Origin of the sequence: Gordonia malaquae NBRC 108250 (genome assembly GCF_000344135.1) — a bacterium.
Taxonomy (GTDB): Bacteria; Actinomycetota; Actinomycetes; order Mycobacteriales; family Mycobacteriaceae; genus Gordonia; species Gordonia malaquae.
On sequence record NZ_BAOP01000043.1, the window covers coordinates 1 to 17,302 of the forward strand.

At 67.1% G+C, this 17,302-nt stretch carries 15 protein-coding genes and 1 riboswitch; of the genes, 5 read left to right on the forward strand and 10 right to left on the reverse strand.

The window, feature by feature from the left end:
- Positions 1-125: 125 nt before the first annotated feature.
- The 4 genes from GM1_RS19360 (at position 126) to GM1_RS19375 (ending at position 5,411) form a co-directional block, all read left to right on the forward strand.
- Positions 126-2,168 carry a prolyl oligopeptidase family serine peptidase gene (locus GM1_RS19360; RefSeq protein WP_008381709.1) on the forward strand — a complete coding sequence of 681 codons (2,043 nt, stop codon included), beginning with the start codon at positions 126-128 and terminating at the stop codon, positions 2,166-2,168.
- A gap of 31 nt (positions 2,169-2,199) precedes the next feature.
- A riboswitch (cobalamin riboswitch) is annotated at positions 2,200-2,324 on the forward strand.
- A gap of 35 nt (positions 2,325-2,359) precedes the next feature.
- A complete protein-coding gene (locus GM1_RS19365) occupies positions 2,360-3,553 on the forward strand; it encodes an ABC transporter substrate-binding protein (RefSeq protein WP_008381711.1) in 1,194 nt (397 codons plus the stop codon).
- On the forward strand, positions 3,550-4,617 hold the full coding sequence (locus tag GM1_RS19370; RefSeq protein ID WP_008381713.1) for a FecCD family ABC transporter permease: 1,068 nt from the start codon (positions 3,550-3,552) through the stop codon (positions 4,615-4,617). The genes GM1_RS19365 and GM1_RS19370 overlap by 4 nt, the downstream gene beginning before the upstream one ends.
- Positions 4,614-5,411 carry an ABC transporter ATP-binding protein gene (locus GM1_RS19375; RefSeq protein ID WP_008381715.1) on the forward strand — a complete coding sequence of 266 codons (798 nt, stop codon included), beginning with the start codon at positions 4,614-4,616 and terminating at the stop codon, positions 5,409-5,411. The genes GM1_RS19370 and GM1_RS19375 overlap by 4 nt, the downstream gene beginning before the upstream one ends.
- Here GM1_RS19375 and GM1_RS19380 read toward each other — a convergent pair.
- The 10 genes from GM1_RS19380 to kdpF form a co-directional block, all read right to left on the reverse strand.
- The gene (locus GM1_RS19380; RefSeq protein ID WP_052005489.1) at positions 5,380-6,051 is read right to left on the reverse strand and encodes a rhomboid-like protein; all 672 of its coding nucleotides are present in this window, start codon (positions 6,049-6,051) and stop codon (positions 5,380-5,382) included. The two genes, GM1_RS19375 and GM1_RS19380, sit on opposite strands and share 32 nt — an antisense overlap.
- A 9-nt stretch (positions 6,052-6,060) precedes the next feature.
- The gene (locus tag GM1_RS19385; RefSeq protein ID WP_008381717.1) at positions 6,061-6,888 is read right to left on the reverse strand and encodes a hypothetical protein; all 828 of its coding nucleotides are present in this window, start codon (positions 6,886-6,888) and stop codon (positions 6,061-6,063) included.
- A gap of 26 nt (positions 6,889-6,914) precedes the next feature.
- Positions 6,915-7,880, reverse strand: coding sequence for a polyphosphate kinase 2 (ppk2, locus tag GM1_RS19390; RefSeq protein ID WP_008381719.1), 966 nt, complete (start codon positions 7,878-7,880; stop codon positions 6,915-6,917).
- A 76-nt stretch (positions 7,881-7,956) separates the two neighbouring features.
- Entirely contained in the window at positions 7,957-8,496 is a 540-nt protein-coding gene (locus GM1_RS19395) for a DUF6764 family protein (RefSeq protein ID WP_008381721.1), read from the reverse strand.
- A gap of 136 nt (positions 8,497-8,632) precedes the next feature.
- On the reverse strand, positions 8,633-9,319 hold the full coding sequence (locus tag GM1_RS19400) for a response regulator (RefSeq protein WP_008381723.1): 687 nt from the start codon (positions 9,317-9,319) through the stop codon (positions 8,633-8,635).
- The gene (locus GM1_RS19405; protein ID WP_008381724.1) at positions 9,319-11,808 is read right to left on the reverse strand and encodes a DUF4118 domain-containing protein; all 2,490 of its coding nucleotides are present in this window, start codon (positions 11,806-11,808) and stop codon (positions 9,319-9,321) included. Before GM1_RS19405 ends, GM1_RS19400 begins: the two co-directional genes overlap by 1 nt.
- 10 nt (positions 11,809-11,818) lie before the next feature.
- Entirely contained in the window at positions 11,819-12,448 is a 630-nt protein-coding gene (locus tag GM1_RS19410) for a potassium-transporting ATPase subunit C (RefSeq protein WP_008381726.1), read from the reverse strand.
- A 5-nt stretch (positions 12,449-12,453) separates the two neighbouring features.
- On the reverse strand, positions 12,454-14,565 hold the full coding sequence (gene kdpB, locus GM1_RS19415; RefSeq protein ID WP_008381728.1) for a potassium-transporting ATPase subunit KdpB: 2,112 nt from the start codon (positions 14,563-14,565) through the stop codon (positions 12,454-12,456).
- A complete protein-coding gene (gene kdpA, locus GM1_RS19420) occupies positions 14,562-16,226 on the reverse strand; it encodes a potassium-transporting ATPase subunit KdpA (RefSeq protein WP_008381729.1) in 1,665 nt (554 codons plus the stop codon). Before kdpA ends, kdpB begins: the two co-directional genes overlap by 4 nt.
- 4 nt (positions 16,227-16,230) lie before the next feature.
- A complete protein-coding gene (gene kdpF, locus GM1_RS22105) occupies positions 16,231-16,329 on the reverse strand; it encodes a K(+)-transporting ATPase subunit F (protein ID WP_075051916.1) in 99 nt (32 codons plus the stop codon).
- Positions 16,330-16,652: 323 nt separating this feature from the next.
- On the opposite strand from kdpF, the gene GM1_RS19425 reads away from it, so the two are divergent.
- The gene (locus tag GM1_RS19425) at positions 16,653-17,207 is read left to right on the forward strand and encodes a hypothetical protein (protein ID WP_008381731.1); all 555 of its coding nucleotides are present in this window, start codon (positions 16,653-16,655) and stop codon (positions 17,205-17,207) included.
- The last annotated feature ends 95 nt before the right edge of the window (positions 17,208-17,302 follow it).

Sequence of the window (17,302 nt, forward strand, 5' to 3'; positions counted from 1 at the left end):
CTCCGGTCTCCTGGGCGCAGTGGAGAAGTCGGATCGCACATGCGCAACAGCGCAGACAGGCGGGGCGAATCGACCCCGCCTGCCGACCCCACCGGCCAATCCGCCCCGCCGGTAGCCTGAACCACGTGGCTGAGACGAACACGACCGACGATCCGTACCTGTGGCTGGAGGACGTCACCGGAGACGAGGCACTCGACTGGGTGCGCGCGCACAACGAGCCGACCGTCGCCGAACTGACATCGTCGGAGCGGTTCGCTCAGATGCAGTCGGACACGCTGGAGATCCTGTCATCGGACGACCGGATCCCGTATGTGCGGCGGCGCGGCGAGTACGTCTACAACTTCTGGGTCGACGGGACCAACCCGTACGGACTGTGGCGGCGGACGACGCTGGAGTCGTACCGATCCGCCGAGCCCGAGTGGGACGTCTTGATCGACGTCGACGCCTTGCGAACGGCGGAGGACGAGAACTGGGTGTGGAGCGGGGCGTCGGTGCTTCGACCCGACTACGACCGTGCGTTGATCTCGCTGTCCCGCGGCGGCGCGGATGCGACGGTGGTCCGCGAGTTCGACATCCCGTCGCGAACATGGGTCGACGAGGGCTTCGTGCTGCCGGAGAACAAATCGAATGTCGGCTGGATCGACCGGGACACCGTGTACGTGGGCACCGAGTTCGGCGAGCAGCCGGACGGTGCTGGATCGTGGACGTCGTCGGGGTACCCGCGCGTGGTGAAGCAGTGGACTCGCGGCACCGACCTCGCGTCGGCGACGACGGTGTTCACCGGTTCCGTCGACGACGTCGCGGTCGGCGCCTCGTTCGACCCGACGCCCGGCTTTCCGCGACACTTCGTGTACCGGTCGACAGACTTCTACAACGCCGAGCAGTTCGAACTCCGAGACGGTGAACTCCGCAAGGTGGACGTCCCGTCGGACGCCGACTTCTCGGTACGGCACGACGTGATGCTGGTGACCCCGAAGTCCGAGTGGACCGTCGACGGTGTGGCACGGCCGGCCGGAAGCCTGTTGGCGTTCGACTACGAGCGCTTCCTCGACGGCGACCGCACGCATACTGTGCTGTTCACGCCGGACGCGCACACCAGCCTGGAGACGTACGCGATCACGGCGACACGGCTGATCCTGGTGACGCTGCACGACGTCGCGACCCGGCTGCAGTCGATGGAGTTCGGCACGTGGACGCCGGCAGAGCTGCCGGGCGTCCCGGATCTCGCGACGGTCGGAGTGCTCGACACCGACGCCGATCACAGTGACGAGATCTGGCTGTCGTCGAGCTCGTTCACGCAGGCCCCGACCCTGTTGTACGGCGACGCCGTGTCCGGGGTGGCACCGATCAAGTCGTCGCCCGAGCGGTTCGACGCGTCGAATGTGAGCACCCAGCAGTTCTTCGCGACCTCGGACGACGGCACCCAGGTTCCGTACTTCGTGATCAAGCGCGACAACGTCGAGTCGGGCCCGACCCTGCTCTACGGCTACGGCGGCTTCGAGAACTCGCTGACTCCGAGCTATCTGGCCGTGGCTGCGCGGAACTGGATCACGCGTGGCGGGATCTATGTGTACTCGAACATTCGCGGAGGCGGCGAGTACGGTCCGTCATGGCACACGCAGGCGGTGAAAGCGGGACGTCATCTCGTGTACGAGGACTTCTCCTCGGTGGCTCGGGATCTCGTGGCGCGAGGATTCACCACTCCCGCGACCCTGGCCGCGCAGGGCGGATCGAACGGCGGCCTGCTGATGGGCGTCATGGCGACCACGTACCCGGAGCTTTTCGGCGCGTTGGTCTGCCAGGTGCCCCTGATCGACATGCGGCGGTATCACCTCCTCCTGGCGGGAGCCTCGTGGATGGCCGAGTACGGCGACCCCGACGACCCGGCCGAGTGGGAGTACATCTCCGCGTACTCGCCGTACCAGCGGGTTCGCTCCGATGTCGGCTACCCGCAGATGCTGGTCACCACCTCGACCCGCGACGACCGCGTGCATCCCGGTCATGCCCGGAAGTTCACCGCCGCACTCGAAGCCGCAGGCCAACCCGTCCGGTACTACGAGAACATCGAGGGCGGTCACGGCGGCGCGGCCGACAACAAACAGGCGGCGTTCAAATCGGCCCTCGCCTACGAATTCCTCTGGCGCACTGTCGGCGCGACTGATCGCTGACCCTCCCACGGCGACTGCGTCGGAGATTCGGGGATCGTGTTACGTTTCATGGCGTCAACCAGCCTCGACGCGGGAAGTCGGTGTGAATCCGACGCGGTACCCGCCACTGTGACCGCTTCACGCGGCAGCCAGACCTCCGCTCGAGCTGATCTCGTCGTCGGGGCGGAGTGTCCCCGAGAGAGGCGGATGCCGTGCACCCGCATGTCCGCAAGGCCACGATCGCGTGTCTGCTCGTCATCGGATTGGCCGTCGCGGGCTGCTCCGAGTCGACGTCGAACGATGCGGGCGCTGCTCGCGACTGCATCACAGATTTCGACGCGAACACCGACTACTTCCCCGACAAGTCGACGATCTCCGACGCGTCGGGACTGGCGATCGAATACCACAAGTCGTACCAGGTCCTGACGGTCAAGGAACCGTCGCCAGGCGCGCGGCCCGTGTCGTACGTCCTGGTCCGCTGCGGTGCACCTGCGCCGAAGCTCGACGGAGCTCTCGCCGAGGCCCCGCAGGTTCAGGTGCCGATTCGCAGCATGTACTCGGGATCCACGACACATCTGCCCGCGATGGCGGCCCTCGGCGCCGCCGACACAGTGACCGGTGTGAGCTCCACCGACTACGTCTCCACCCCTGAGATCCGCGCGCGGATCGACGAGGGCGACGTGGTCCAGTACGCCGACGCTGGTGTGCCCAACGTCGAGAAGGTCATCGCCGGACAGCCCGACGTCCTGGTGTCCGACGGCAACGAGGATCCGTCGTACGCGAAACTGCGGCAGGCGGGCGTCCCTGTCCTCGCCAACGCCGACTGGCTCGAGGCCAGTCCACTCGGTCGGGCCGAGTGGATCAAGTTCTTCGCGGCACTCACCGGTACCGAGACGAAGGCGGCCGACGTCTTCAGCACCCTCAAGTCGGAGTACACCAAGGTGCAGCAGAAGACGGCGAACGCACCGAAGACCGACGTGCTGCTCGGCGGCATCGAGAACGGCGCGTGGACGCTCGCCGCGGGCGGCAACTACTTCGGGCGGCTCGTCCGTGACGCGGGCGGCGACTACCCCTGGGCCGCGGACCCGTCGACCGGCTCGTTGCGTCTCTCGATCGAGTCCGTCATCGACAAGTCTCGAAACGCCGACGCGTGGCTCCTCTCCGACATGACCGTCGCGTCCCTCGCTGATCTGTACAAGCAGGACGAGCGGTATCGGGTGTTCGCACAACCGGCCAAGCGTGCGTGGAACGCGACGAAGGCGATGAGCGCGACCGGCGGAAACGACTACTGGGAGCGCGGCGTCCTCCGTCCCGACCTGGTACTGGCCGATCTCGCGGCGATCCTGCATCCGGACCTCTTCCCCGACCACAAGTTCGCGTTCTACCTCCAGCTCCCGCAGCAGTGACCACTCCCGTCACCGCCGACACGGTGAAGGCTCGCGGCACAGCCGGAAAGTGGACGGCGCTGATCGTCTTCGCCGTCGTGTCGGTGCTGGTGACGGCCGCGATCGGTGCGGTGATGATGCCGCTGTCCGACGTGGTGCACGTGTTGATCGGCGGCACTGCGTCGGATGCGGGCCATGACGCGATTCTGCGCCTGGTCCGGCTGCCGCGGATCGCGACGTCGGCGATCGCGGGCGCCGCCCTCGGCGTCGCCGGCCTGCAGATGCAGACGCTGTTCCGCAACGCGCTCGCCGACCCCTACATCCTCGGCGCCAACTCGGGAGCGAGTCTCGGAGTCGCGATCGTCGCTCTCGCAGGCGGCGCGGGCGGACCGGCGTTCGTCGGCGTCCTCGCCGGATGGGGTCGTCTCGGCATCGTTCTGGCCGCCGCGGCGGGTGCGGCGGCAGTGCTCGGCGTGATCCTGCTGATGGCCGTCTGGGTCCGCAACGCCGTCACGCTGCTGTTGATCGGCGTGATGCTCGGCTCGGTGACCGGCGCGCTCGTCGCGGTCCTCATCGTCTACGCCGATCCCACTTCGGTCCAGAAGTACATGATCTGGGGTCTCGGAACGTTCTCGTCGACGTCGTGGAGCGATATCCAGGTGGCGGCGCCGATTGTGGCGGTGACGATTCTGGTCGTGTTCTTCACCGTCCGACCGCTGAACGCCTTGCTCCTCGGCGAGGGCTACGCCCGCTCGATGGGCGTTGACCTTCGTGTCGCGCGAACCGTCACTCTGCTGTCGGCGGCCCTTCTCACCGGTGTCGTGACGGCGTTCTGCGGGCCGGTCGGATTCCTCGGCCTGGTGATTCCGCACCTGGTCCGGGGCCTGCTCCAAACCTCCGATCACCGGCCGTTGATTCCGGGGTGCGCGCTTGTCGGCGCGACCCTCGCCGTCTGGTGCGGCGCCCTCGCCGACCTCCCCGGCGATCACATGTCGCTGCCGCTGAACGCGGTGACCGCCCTCATCGGAGCACCCGTCGTCATCACTGTCCTGCTCCGCGGACGCGCACAGGGAGGTGCGGTGTGACCGGGCTCGAACTGCAGAAGCTGACCGTCGGGTATCGGGGACGGCGAGGCCGCACAGTCGCCTCGAACCTGTCTGCCGTGGCGGCGACGGGCCGTCTCACGTCGTTGATCGGGCCGAACGGTGCAGGCAAGTCGACACTGCTCCGGACCGTATGCGGTCTGCAGCCGCCCCTGGCGGGCTCGGCGGTCCTCGCCGACGGCACCGACGTCACGACGTTGAAGGCCGCCGGCCTGGCCCGCCGCATCGCCGTCGTCACCACCGACACCGTCGATCCCGGCCGGCTCACGGCCCGGGAGGTCGCTTCCCTCGGCCGAACGCCGTACCTGTCCCCGACCGGACGACTCTCCGCCGACGACCGCCGCGTCACCGACCGCGCGTTGGACGCCGTCCGAGCGACGGATCTGGCCGACCGACCGTTCCACGACCTGTCCGACGGTGAACGGCAGCGTGTGCTCGCCGCGCGAGCTCTCGCACAGGAGCCGGAACTGCTCGTCCTCGACGAACCGACATCGCATCTGGACGCGCCGTCACGTGTCGAGTTCCTCGATCTCCTCGCGACGTTGGCCCGCGAGCAGGGCATCGCCGTCCTCATGTCGTCGCACGAACTGGAACTCGTCATGCGCCTCTCCGACGAGGTGTGGCTGCTGCGCGGTGACGGGACCATGACAACCGGCACGCCTGCCGCACTCGCCGCCGACGGTTCGGTGTCCGCGGCGTTCGATCGTGGACGTCTCCGCTTCGACGCCGATCAGCTGACGTTCGTCATCGACGGAAGTGGAACGACCCTCGGGTGATCTGAAGTCGCGACCGGCCGAGGGTGATCGGGTACATGGCGAAACCGATGAGCATCGCGATCAGGTGCCCGGCGTCGGTGAAGTCGGGTGTCCCCACGGCGAACGGCGCGATCACCGTCGCCAGCGCGATCGCCGCGTAGACCCACCGCCACGGGGAATCGAATCGGTAGGCGAGCACCGCGATCACCGCGGCCATGAAGTAGCTGACGCCGACGTCGATCGCGTCGCGCAGTGTCGGATCGGCGCGACCGTGCCCGATAGCCAAGTCGAGTAGTCCCTGGCTCGCCAATGTCGCGAGGACGTGACCGGCGAGTCCGACGGTCACGAATCGTGCGGTGCCGAGCCATCGTTCGGCGACGGCGAGGAACACGGTGAACCCCACGACATACGGCAGCCAGTACGCGCCGTCGAGCCAGAACAGGCTGGTGATCATCGGCCGAAGCGGATGCTCCGACAGGTTCGCCAGATTCGTCGACCGACGTCCGAGGATGTCGTCGAGAGCCCCCGGCGACACGATGTGCTGCACGATCGTGGTCGCCAGGAGGACCGCCAGCCACAGATAGGTGGCGGGTGCGCTGCGAATCCAGCCGACGACCGCGCGGACCACCGTCCGAAACCTGCTGTCGGACGTGGTCGCCATCTCCGTGGGTCAGTAACTGTAGGCGCGTCGTCCTGCGACGACGCGAGACACGAGCCCGACTGCGATCACAACGGCTCCGACGGCGCCGACGATCAGCGACACCTGTACTAGATCGGACGAGACGCCGTCCGCTACGACTTCGACGGTGCGGCGGGCGGCTTCGTCGGTGTCCGCAGCCTTGTCGCCTGCAAGGGTGTTGATGTACTGCGCGACTCCGTACGCCCCGAGGGCTGCGAGGACCACTCCGACGCCGAGCCACGCGAGGACTGTGCTGCGGCGGTTCGCGGTGAGCAACGCGACGACCGCCGCGATCGCCGCCCCGATCAGGGTCAGCCACGAGGTCTTGTCGATCAGCTCGCCGGACGACTCCAGCGAGCCCGCCGTCAGGCGGTGCTGATCGATGCCGACATAGATGGCCTTGTCGACCACGATCGGCGTCGGCAGCGGCGCCGTCGCCAGCACCCGGTTGACCATCGGCGTGATGTTGACGTCCATCACGTGAGTGTCGGTGTCGGGGCCCGGAGCGTTGAACAGCCAGTCGTGCTGTTGCCGGGCGATCTGTTCGAAGTCCATCACGAAGCCCTCGCTCCGCGCATAGTTTGTGGCGAGCGGCTGCACGATGGTCCCCGCGAGCGGAACACTCGTCTGGTCGACGACCGCCGCCGCGACCTTCTCCGCGAAGTAGTCCTGCACTTCGGTGTTGCGTGCCGCGTCCGCGGCGGACGCGGCGAATCCCTCCGTCGACACGACTCGCTGCGACACCCACATGCTGGGGACGGCGACGATCATGCAGACCATCGCGACAATGGTGAACAGGCCGGAGACAAGACTTCGCACCCGTTCGAGGCTACCGGCTGCTCGGCTTACTCGCCGACGAGGTCGCGGGCACGGCCCACGACGAGCGGGTCCGGCGCTCCGACGATCGACGCGTCTTTGCCGTCGTAATCGTGCAGGCTCAGCACGTACCGCATGGCGTTGATCCGGGCGCGCTTCTTGTCGTTGCTCTTCACAACCGTCCACGGAGCATGGTCGGTGTCGGTGTCGGCGAACATCCGCTCTTTGGCGTCGGTGTACGAGTCCCAGCGATCAAGCGATGCGAGGTCCATCGGTGAGAGCTTCCACTGACGGACCGGGTCGATCTGACGGATCGCGAAACGAGTCCGCTGTTCGAGCGGTGTCACCGAGAACCAGAACTTCACGAGGTGCACACCGTCGTCGACGAGCATCTTCTCGAAGGCGGGCGCCTGATGCATGAACTGGTCGTACTGGTCCGGCGTGCAGAAGCTCATCACTCGCTCGACGCCGGCCCGGTTGTACCAGGAGCGGTCGAAGAAGACCATCTCTCCCGCGGCGGGAAGATGCTGCACATACCGCTGGAAGTACCACTCGGTCGACTCGCGCTCCGACGGCTTCTCCAGCGCGACGACGCGCGCGCCGCGCGGATTGAGGTGCTCGTTGAAGCGTTTGATGGTCCCGCCCTTGCCTGCCGCGTCACGCCCCTCGAACAGGAAGAGATGACGCTGGCCGGTCTGCTTCGACCATTTCTGCAGTTTGAGCAGCTCGATCTGCAGGCGCCGCTTGGTGACCTCGTACTCGCGGCGGCTCATGCGCTCTTCGTACGGGTAGTCCTCACGCCACGTGTCGACGACGTTCCGCTCGGGAAGCGTCAGCAGGATCGGGTCGTCGTCATCGTCGTCGACAACGGTGAAGTTGCCGGTGTCGCGCAGGTCGACGAGCTGCTGCAACGCCTCCCGCCCCGACACGACACTCAGGTCCGGACCGATGTTCTGCTGAGGCTGCACATAGCCGTCGACGTTCTCCACGGGCACAGGTTATCCCGGGCAGCGCGATTCGGCAGGGTACGAAAGTCCCACGCCCCGGTCGATCGGCGAGCCGAACACCCGATCAGCTGATGTTGATCGAGCCCGTCTTGAGGCAATAGGCGCCCGTATTGCTGTCGTAGGCGGCGCCGAAGCCGCCCGCGCAGTAGGTTCCGCCGGGCCCGGCGTACGCCTGGCCGCCCCAACCGCCGATGGCGATCGACGTGCCGCCGCGGCGGGCCATGGCAACCGACTCCGCCTTCGGTCCCGTGGTGATCGAGTATGCGTTGCCGCCGTAGATGCCACTCGACAGGGCCTGCGAACCCGGCTGCAGGTTCTTGCTCGTGGCGCTGCCTCCGGTGGTGGCGACGGCTGTCGCGATGCCGCTGTTGCTGGTGTCCTGTGCGGTCGCGCGGGAGCCGGGTCCCGCGTTGGCGATGCAGTGGCTCTGCCCGTTCGCGTGCTCGGTGCGGGCGTTGTCGACGGCGCTGCAATTGGTCGCCGCGCCTGCGTCGCCGCCGCCGAAGAGTGCCATCAGGCCGAATGCGCCGCCGCATGCGAGAGTGGCGACGACGGTTCGCGCGCCGATGACCCGAAAACCTTTGTGACCAGATGAAATACGCACGTCCCGTCCTTCTGCATCCAATGCTGCTGTCGCTCGATCAGTCTCAAAATGAGGTTACCTTCGCCACAACAGCCCCCGCCATGTGCCATGAATCGTTATCCCGCTGACACTGCCTCGAGACCGAGGCCGTCACAGGTCAGCGGAGAAAGCGATAGCCCATTCCGGCTTCGGTGATGAGGTGGCGAGGATTCGACGGGTCGTCCTCGAGCTTGCGGCGGAGTCCCGCGAGGTACACGCGGAGATAGTTGGTCTGGTTCACGTAGGTCGGTCCCCACACCGCGCCGAGGATCTCCCTCTGACTGACGAGGTTGCCGTCGGCCCGAACCAGCAGTTCGAGGATTCCCCACTCGGTCGGCGTGAGGCGCACCTGTTCACCGTCGCGCAGCACACGAGTCCCGGCCAGGTCCACCTGGATGGAGCCCGCGTCGACCACCGGCGACGGCGCAGGCGCGGCCGACGCACCCCGTCGGATGGCGGCGCGGAGGCGAGCGAGGAGCTCTTCCATGCCGAAAGGTTTCGTCACGTAGTCGTCGGCGCCTGCGTCGAGCGCGGTGACCTTGTCCGCGGCGTCAGTCCGCGCGGACAAGACGATCACCGGAACGGTGCTCCACCCGCGCAGGCCGTGCAGGACCGTGAATCCGTCCATGTCCGGGAGGCCGAGATCGAGCACGATCACGTCGGGCGACACCTTGGCAGCGGCCTCGAGCGCACCGGCCCCGTTCGATGCCGTGGTCACGTCGAATCCTCTGGCGCGCAAGTTGATGCGCAGGGCTCTCAGCAGTTGCGGCTCGTCGTCGACCACGAGCACGTGTCCGGCGGACATCAGGACTCCTCTCCGACGGGCAGATCGACGACCATCGTCGCACCTCCACCGGGCGTGGTCGTGACCGACAGGGTGCCCCCGACCGCGGTGACGAACCCGCTCGCGACGGACAGCCCCAACCCGACGCCGGAGGTGTTGCGGTTCTGGTCGCCGTATTGATGGAACGGCACGAACACGCGGTGCACCTCGTCGGTCGGGATGCCGTCGCCGTGGTCGATCACCTTGATCAGGCAGCGCGGGTCGCCGTTGTCGTCGACGGCCATTTCGGAGTGGATCTCGACGTCGCGTGATCCATGACGGAGTGCGTTGTCGACGAGATTCGCGAGCGCCCGCTCGAGGAGTCCGGCGTCGGTGACCGCCCACGCCTGATCGATGACGACGGGGATGTCGACCGCCGCCGGATCGCGCAAGGCGATAGCCGCGGTGGCACGGTGGATCACCTCGGCGAGGAAGGTCGGTCGCAGTTGCGGCCGGACGACTCCCGCCGCGAGACGCGACGAGTCGAGCAGGTTTCCGACCAGTGCGGACAGCTGGTCCAGCGACTCGTCGACGGTGGCGAGGAGTTCAGCGGTGTCCTCTGGCGAGAACGTCACATCGGCGCTGCGCAGACTCGACGCCGAGGCTTTCGCCGCGGCAAGCGGCGTCCGGAGATCATGACTGACCGCGGACAGCAGGGCCCGGCGAAGCTCGTCGGTACGGGCCACCTCGTCGGCGAGCGCTGCTTCGGCTGCGAGTCTGTCTCGTTCTGCGGCGGAGGCCACCTGGTTCGCGACGGCCGTCAGGACCTGCCGGTCGCGGGCGTCGATCGACGAGCCCGCGAGATTGAGCCGGTATGCGCCGTCGTACGCCGGGCACACGGTGTCCGGATGATCGGTCGGCTCGCCACCGACCGACGCGACCACACCCGCGTCGTTCTCGATCCACACCGCGGTCTGCAGGTACGTGCCACGTACGCGCTCAAGGAGGTCCGCGACACCTGCGCCGTCGAGGACCGCCCCGGAGAACAGTGCGAGGAGCTCCGCATCGCGGCTCGCTCGCTGCGCCTGGACACGGCGAACGGTCGCCGAATCGACGAGCGCGGCGACGGCGATCGCGATGAGCAGCATCACCGCGAGAGTGATCACGTTGTCGGGTTCGGCGATCGTGAAGGTCAGGCGAGGATCGGCGAAGAAGAAGTTCAGGAGCAGGCCGGACGCGATAGCCGACAGCGCGGCGGGTGCCACACCGCCGAGCATCGCGACGGCGAGCACACCCACGAAGTACAACGACGACTCGCTCGCGAATCCGAGCCACGTATCCGTCGCGTACACGATGCCGGTGACGATCGCAGGCACGATCAGCGCGAACACCCAGCTCAGCGGACGATGGAATCGCGTCTCGCGGATGTCGAACGGGTTGCGCGGTTTGGCCTCGTCATGCGTCACCATGTGCACGTCGATGCGCCCGCTGTCGTGGACCACCCGCGCCCCGACGCCCTCGTCGAACATCCGACTCCACCGCGACCGACGCGATGTGCCGAGCACCAGTTGTGTCGCGTTGGTGGCGCGCGCGAAGTCGAGGAGAGTCGATGCGACGTCGTCGCCGACCACGGTGTGCACCCTCGCTCCGAGGTCTTTGGCGAGCGTCCTCAGTCCGGTGAGATCACCGGACCCGCTGTCCGCGAGCCCGTCGCCTCGAACGACGTGCGCAACCAGCAGTTCGGCGCTCGACCGCGACGCGATCCGGCTCGCACGACGGACCAACGTACTGCTCTCGGGCCCGCCGGTCACGGCGACGACCACTCGCTCGCGGGCCTCCCACGTGTCGGTGATCGCGTTCGCCGACCGGTACACGGCGAGCTTCTCGTCCACCCGGTCGGCCAGCCACAGCAGCGCCAACTCGCGAAGAGCTGTCAGATTGCCCTGCCGGAAGAAGTTGCCGAGAGCGTCGTCGATTCGGGATGCGTCGTACACCTTGCCTGCGGACAGTCGCTGTCGGAGCGCACGCGGTTCGATGTCGACGAGCTCGATCTGATCGGCGGCCCGGACCACGGCGTCCGGCACGGTCTCGTGCTGGGTGATCCCGGTGATCTGCGCGACGACGTCGTTCAGGCTCTCGAGGTGCTGGATGTTGACCGTCGAGAGGACGTTGATCCCCGCATCGAGCAGGACGTCGATGTCCTCCCACCGTTTGGTGTTGGCCAGACCCGGAGCATTCGTGTGAGCGAGTTCGTCCACGAGCACCACGGCCGGACGCCGTTCGAGGACTGCAGCGAGGTCCATCTCATCGAGAGTGGTCCCGCGGTAGTCGACGCTGATGCGCGGGATCACCTCCAGACCGTGGACCATCGACGCAGTCGCCGCCCGTCCGTGCGTCTCGACGACGCCGACCACCACGTCGACGCCCTCGTCGCGGAGGCCGCGGGCCGTGGCCAGCATCTCGTACGTTTTTCCGACCCCGGGTGCGCACCCGAGGAACACCTCGAGCTGGCCTCGAGTCGTGGCGGTCATGGCGTTCAGATTATCGACAGCCGGGGCCGGTCAGGCCCAGTGCGACGTTGACGCGCGCGACATTCACGGTCGGTTCGCCGAGGAAGCCGAGTTGGCGGCCGTCGGTGTTGTCGCTGATGATCTGTCGCACTCGTTCGATCGGCAGTCCGGTGGTCCGCGCGATGCGTGGGGCCTGCAGGTCGGCGTAGGCGGGCGAGATACCCGGGTCGAGGCTCGAACCGGAGCGGGTGACGGCGTCGACGGGCACCTGATCGGGTCGGACGCCTTCCCGTTCGGCGACCGCGGCGCGTCGTTTGTCGATGATCGCGACGAGATCGGTGTTGTTCGGGCCGAGATTGCTCGCGCCGGACGACGCCGGATCACCCGCGGCCGTCGGGTCGTCGACGCCGCCCGCGAAGCGCGCATGGAGGTACTTGTCCGGCTGTCCCGGGGCCGCGTGCTGATCGACGCCGAGGAGTTCCGATCCGACGACGCAACCCGTCGCATCCTTGATCTGTGAGCCTTCGGCCCCGTCGGAGTTGATTCGCGACACGGCCCAGACCGCCGCCGGGTAGGCGACGCCGACGACGAGGGTGAGGCCGCCGAGCACGATGAGGCCGACGACGAACTGTCGGGCGAGTCCGGTCAGGAGGTTCTTCATTGTTCTCATCCCATTCCGGGTAGAAGGCGGACCAGCAGGTCGATGAGCCAGATGCCGATGAACGGCGTGATCACGCCGCCGACGCCGTAGATCAGCAGGTTCCGGCGCAGCAGTCGTGCGGGCGACACGGCGCGATAGGTGACGCCGCGCAGCGACAGCGGGATCAGCGCAACGATCACCAGCGCGTTGAACACGACTGCCGAGACGATCGCCGACTGCGCGGAATGCAGGTGCATCACGTTGAGCGCGTCGAGCTGCGGGTACACCGTCGAGAAGAGCGCCGGCAGGATCGCGAAGTACTTCGCGAGATCGTTGGCCAGCGAGAACGTCGTCAGGGCGCCTCGGGTGATGAGCAGCTGTTTCCCGATGCCGACCACCTCGATGAGTTTGGTGGGGTCGGAGTCGAGATCGACCATGTTGCCGGCCTCTTTCGCCGCCGACGTTCCCGTGTTCATCGCGAGCCCGACGTCGGCCTGGGCGAGTGCGGGTGCGTCGTTGGTGCCGTCTCCGGTCATCGCGACAAGACGTCCTGCCGCCTGCTCGCGACGGATCAGCTCGAGCTTGTCCTCCGGTGTCGCCTGCGCGACGAAGTCGTCGACGCCCGCCTGGGCGGCGATTGCCGCCGCCGTCAGCGGATTGTCACCGGTCACCATGACGGTTCGGATCCCCATGGCGCGCAGCTGCACGAACCGTTCCGCCATTCCCGGCTTCACGACGTCCGACAGTTCGACGACGCCGAGCACCTGTGTTCCCGCCGCAACCACCAGCGGGGTGCCTCCGCGGCTGGAGATGTCGTCGACGATGGAGTCGACGTCGGTGGCGTCCGCTCCGATCCACGCGCGCACCGAGTCGGCGGCGCCCTTGCGGTACTGCACGCCGTCGAGGTCGACTCCGCTCATCCGCGTCTGAGCGGTGAACGGGACCGTGACGAGCGGGGACCCGTCGCTGCGCTCCGGGCCTCTCGACTGCGCTCGAGGAACGGAACCAGCTTCGCCTTCGAGACCTCGGTCTTCGAGCGCAGTCGAGAAGTGCGCCCCGGCCAAGTCGACGATGCTCCGGCCTTCGGGGGTCTCGTCGGCGAGGCTGCAGAGCCGGGCGACGTCGGCGAGTTCGTCAGCGGGAACACCCGGCGCGGGATGGAACGCGGTGGCGCGCCGGTTGCCGAATGTGATGGTGCCGGTCTTGTCCATGAGCAACGTGTCGACGTCGCCTGCGGCTTCGACAGCACGTCCGGACATCGCGAGCACGTTGCGCTGGACGAGTCGGTCCATTCCGGCGATGCCGATCGAGGAGACGAGCGCACCGATCGTCGTCGGGATGAGGCAGACGAGGAGCGCGATCAGTTTGATCGGGTCGGCCGCTTCGCCCGCGAACTGCTGCATCGGACCAACGGCGACGACGGCGAGAAGGAAGATGATGGTCAGAGCGGTGAGGAGGATGTCGAGAGCGATCTCGTTCGGCGTCTTCTTGCGCGCCGCGCCTTCGACGAGCGCGATCATCCGGTCGACGAACGTCTGCCCTGGTTCGGTGGTGATGCGCACGACGATCCGGTCGGACAGCACCACCGTGCCGCCGGTGACGGCGCAGCGGTCGCCGCCGGATTCGCGGACGACGGGGGCCGACTCCCCCGTGATCGCCGATTCGTCGACGGTCGCGATGCCTTCGACGACGTCGCCGTCTCCCGCGATCACCTCGCCCGCCTCGACGACGATCCGCATTCCGACAGTGAGCTCGGAACCGGGAACGGACGTGATCGAGCCGTCGTCGCCGATCACTCGGGCGACGGTGTCGCGCTTGACCTTTCGGAGACTGTCGGCCTGAGCACGGCCGCGGCCCTCGGCGACTGCTTCGGCGAGACCCGCGAACAGGACGGTGAACCACAGCCAGGCCGTGACCACCCAGGCGAACACCGACGGGTGCCAGATCGCGAGTGCGGTGGTGATGATCGCGCCGATGAACACGACGAACATCACCGGGCTCCGGGCTTGGTCGCGCGGGTTCAGTTTCCGTACGGCCTGCGGCAGCGACGCGACGAGTTGTTTCGCGTCGAATGCGCCGCTGGTGACGAGTTCGCTGTCGGTCTCCGGTGCCGGAGGGAGTTCTGTCTGGAGCGTCATGAGAGCGCCTCCGCGATCGGTCCCAGCGCCATCGCCGGGAAGAAGGTGAGACCGGCGACGAGCAGCGTGGTCCCGAGAAGTAGTGCGCCGTAGAGGATTCCGCGGCTGGGCAGAGCTGTCGCCGGGTCGGTCTCCTTCGGGGACTGCGCCGCGAGACGACCCGCCAAAGCGAGTACTACGACGATCGGCAGCAAGCGGCCGAACAGCATCGCCAGGCCGAGCGATATCTGGAACCAGTCGCTCGTGACGGTGATGCCGCCGAACGCACTGCCGTTGTTGTTGGCGGCCGACGCATAGGCGTACAGGATCTCGCTGAACCCGTGCGGGCCGTCGTTGCTGAGGAAACCGGTGGTGGAGCTCAGCAGGACGGTGATCGACACTCCGAGCAGAACGAGTGCAGGCATCACCAGCACATACAGGGCTGCGAGAGTGATCTCGTGTTGCCCGATGCGTTTGCCGCGGAACTCCGGTGAGCGTCCGACGAGCAGGCCGCCGACGAAGACGGTGATGATCGCCAGAACCAGCAGGCCGTACAGCCCGGAACCGACGCCGCCGGGCGCCACTTCGCCGAGCAGCATGTTCCAGATCAGAGCGCCGCCGCCTGCAGCGGAGAAGCTGTCGTGCGCAGCATTCACCGCTCCGGTCGATGTACCCGTCGTCGACACCGCGAACAGCGCAGATCCGGGAACGTCGAACCGCAGTTCCTTGCCTTCGAGCGCTGCACCGGCTGCGCGGGTGGCGAGGCCGTCGGTGCGGGACTCGAAGGTCCAGACGATCGCGAGCATCGCGCCCCAGATCGCCGCCATCACGCCCAACAGGGTGAGTCCTTGTTTCCGGTCGCCGACGAGAGTGCCGTAGGTGCGGGTGAGGCACACGGGGATGATCAGGATCGCGAGGATCTGCACCACGTTGGTCAGCGGTGTCGGATTCGAGAACGGATGCGCCGAGTTTGCGCCGTACGTGCCGCCGCCGTTGGTGCCGACGAGTTTGATCGCCTCTTGCGATGCGAACGGGCCCACGGGGGCGTGCCTGTTCGTGCCGTCGAGCATCGTGAAGTCGAAGCCGGTGCGCCACGACTGCACGGCGCCCTGCAGGACGAAGATCGTCGCGACGATCGCGGCGAGTGGCAGCAGGATCCGGATCGTGCCGCGAACCAGGTCGACCCAGAAGTTTCCGAGATGGCCCGTCTTACGTGCGATGATGCCACGGACCAACGCGACCGCGACGGCCATGCCGACGGCCGCCGACAGGAAGTTCTGCACCGCCAAGCCGAGCATCTGCGTGAGATTGCTGATCGTGCTCTCGGGCGTGTACGACTGCCAGTTCGTGTTGGCCACAAACGAGATCGCCGTATTGAAGGCGACCGTCGGCGACATCCCCGGCTTGCCGTCGGACCACGGCAGCACCCCCTGCAACCGCTGCAGGGCGTAGAGCACCAAGAGCGACGCCGCCGAGAACCCGACCACGCTGAGCGCGTAGCCGCGCCACGTCTGACCGGATCGCGGATCCACGCCGCCGACTCGATAGAGAACACGTTCGACGGCGAGGTCCTTGGTCGAGGAGTAGACGCGCGCCATGTAGTCGCCCAGCGGGATGTAGACCGCAGCCAGGACGAGAAGGATGAAGACCAGCGTGAGTACGCCGGCGAGGGTGGAGTTCACCGGGTCAGAACCTCTCCGGATAGAGCAGAGCAGCGATCAGGTAGCCGACGACGGCAACGGCGATGATCGTGAGGATCACGGCCACCGTGCCCGCGCCGGTCATCGAGAGATCCGACGGTCGAGCCCGTGCACGGCGAGCGCGCACAGCGCGATCGACGCCGCGACGATCAGCAGCATCACCACATCGGACATGACGAGACCTCCTCGAATGTGTTCACACTCTTCACATTCGGGCTGCGGAGCCGGTCCCACCAGATGCCTTAACGGGATCCATACGGTGCCGGAACGGATCTTGACGCGACCTCTACGCGGGGTCGTCCATCCGGGTGGAGGTCTTCGTTCGACGACCCTGAGATTTGCCTGTGGCGGCGATTACAGGTCTAGTTAGATGAGAATGTCCATTACCTCCCACACGATGGAGTCACCATGAAGCTGTCCCTGAAGCTGGCGGCCGTCACGATCGCCGCTGCCGCCACCGCCCTCGTCGGCGCATCCGTCACTCCCGGTGTCGCCGCAGCAGCAGACCCCGCCCAGCCGACGCAGCCGGCCGACGGCGGCATCGTCGTGACCAACACCGAGTCGACGATCAACGTGCTGATCGTGAACCGCAAGAAGGCGAGCGAGTGCACGGTCACCGCGTCGCGTCCCGCCGGTGCCGATGCAGTGAAGACCTTCACCAAGAAGGTCACCCTCAACGCGGCCAACCAGAACACCGCCAACGCCACGTTCTCCGGCCTCGGCCCGTTCACCTACTCCCTGTCGGGCACGTGCGTGGAGCCGAACGCTGCCGAGCCCACCAAGCCCGGCTCGTCCAACCTGCTCGGTGGCGCCAACAAGTTCGACGTGAAGCTCAAGGGCGGAGTGTCGACCCCCACCAACCAGTGCCTGCTGATCGTCAAGGGCATCGCCTGGGACCTCGGTCTGCGTGGCGCACCGCTCGAGGCCGTCATGGGCATCGCAGCGCAGTTCTGCCCGCGCTAGTCGCTCTCTGACTCGCTGACGGAAGGCCCGGACCTCTTGGTCCGGGCCTTCCGTCGTCAGTGGAGGCGTTCGCTCACTTCACCAGCAATCCGCTC

Coding starts and splice junctions, on each gene's coding strand:
- GM1_RS19380 (WP_052005489.1), bottom strand. CDS start 6,051: ATGGCGACCACGTCCGACAGCAGGTTTCGGACGGTGGTCCGCGCGGTC.
- GM1_RS19400 (WP_008381723.1), bottom strand. CDS start 9,319: ATGTCCGCCGGACACGTGCTCGTGGTCGACGACGAGCCGCAACTGCTG.
- GM1_RS19405 (WP_008381724.1), bottom strand. CDS start 11,808: ATGACCGCCACGACTCGAGGCCAGCTCGAGGTGTTCCTCGGGTGCGCA.
- GM1_RS19410 (WP_008381726.1), bottom strand. CDS start 12,448: ATGAAGAACCTCCTGACCGGACTCGCCCGACAGTTCGTCGTCGGCCTC.
- kdpB (WP_008381728.1), bottom strand. CDS start 14,565: ATGACGCTCCAGACAGAACTCCCTCCGGCACCGGAGACCGACAGCGAA.
- kdpF (WP_075051916.1), bottom strand. CDS start 16,329: ATGACCGGCGCGGGCACGGTGGCCGTGATCCTCACGATCATCGCCGTT.
- GM1_RS19425 (WP_008381731.1), top strand. CDS start 16,653: ATGAAGCTGTCCCTGAAGCTGGCGGCCGTCACGATCGCCGCTGCCGCC.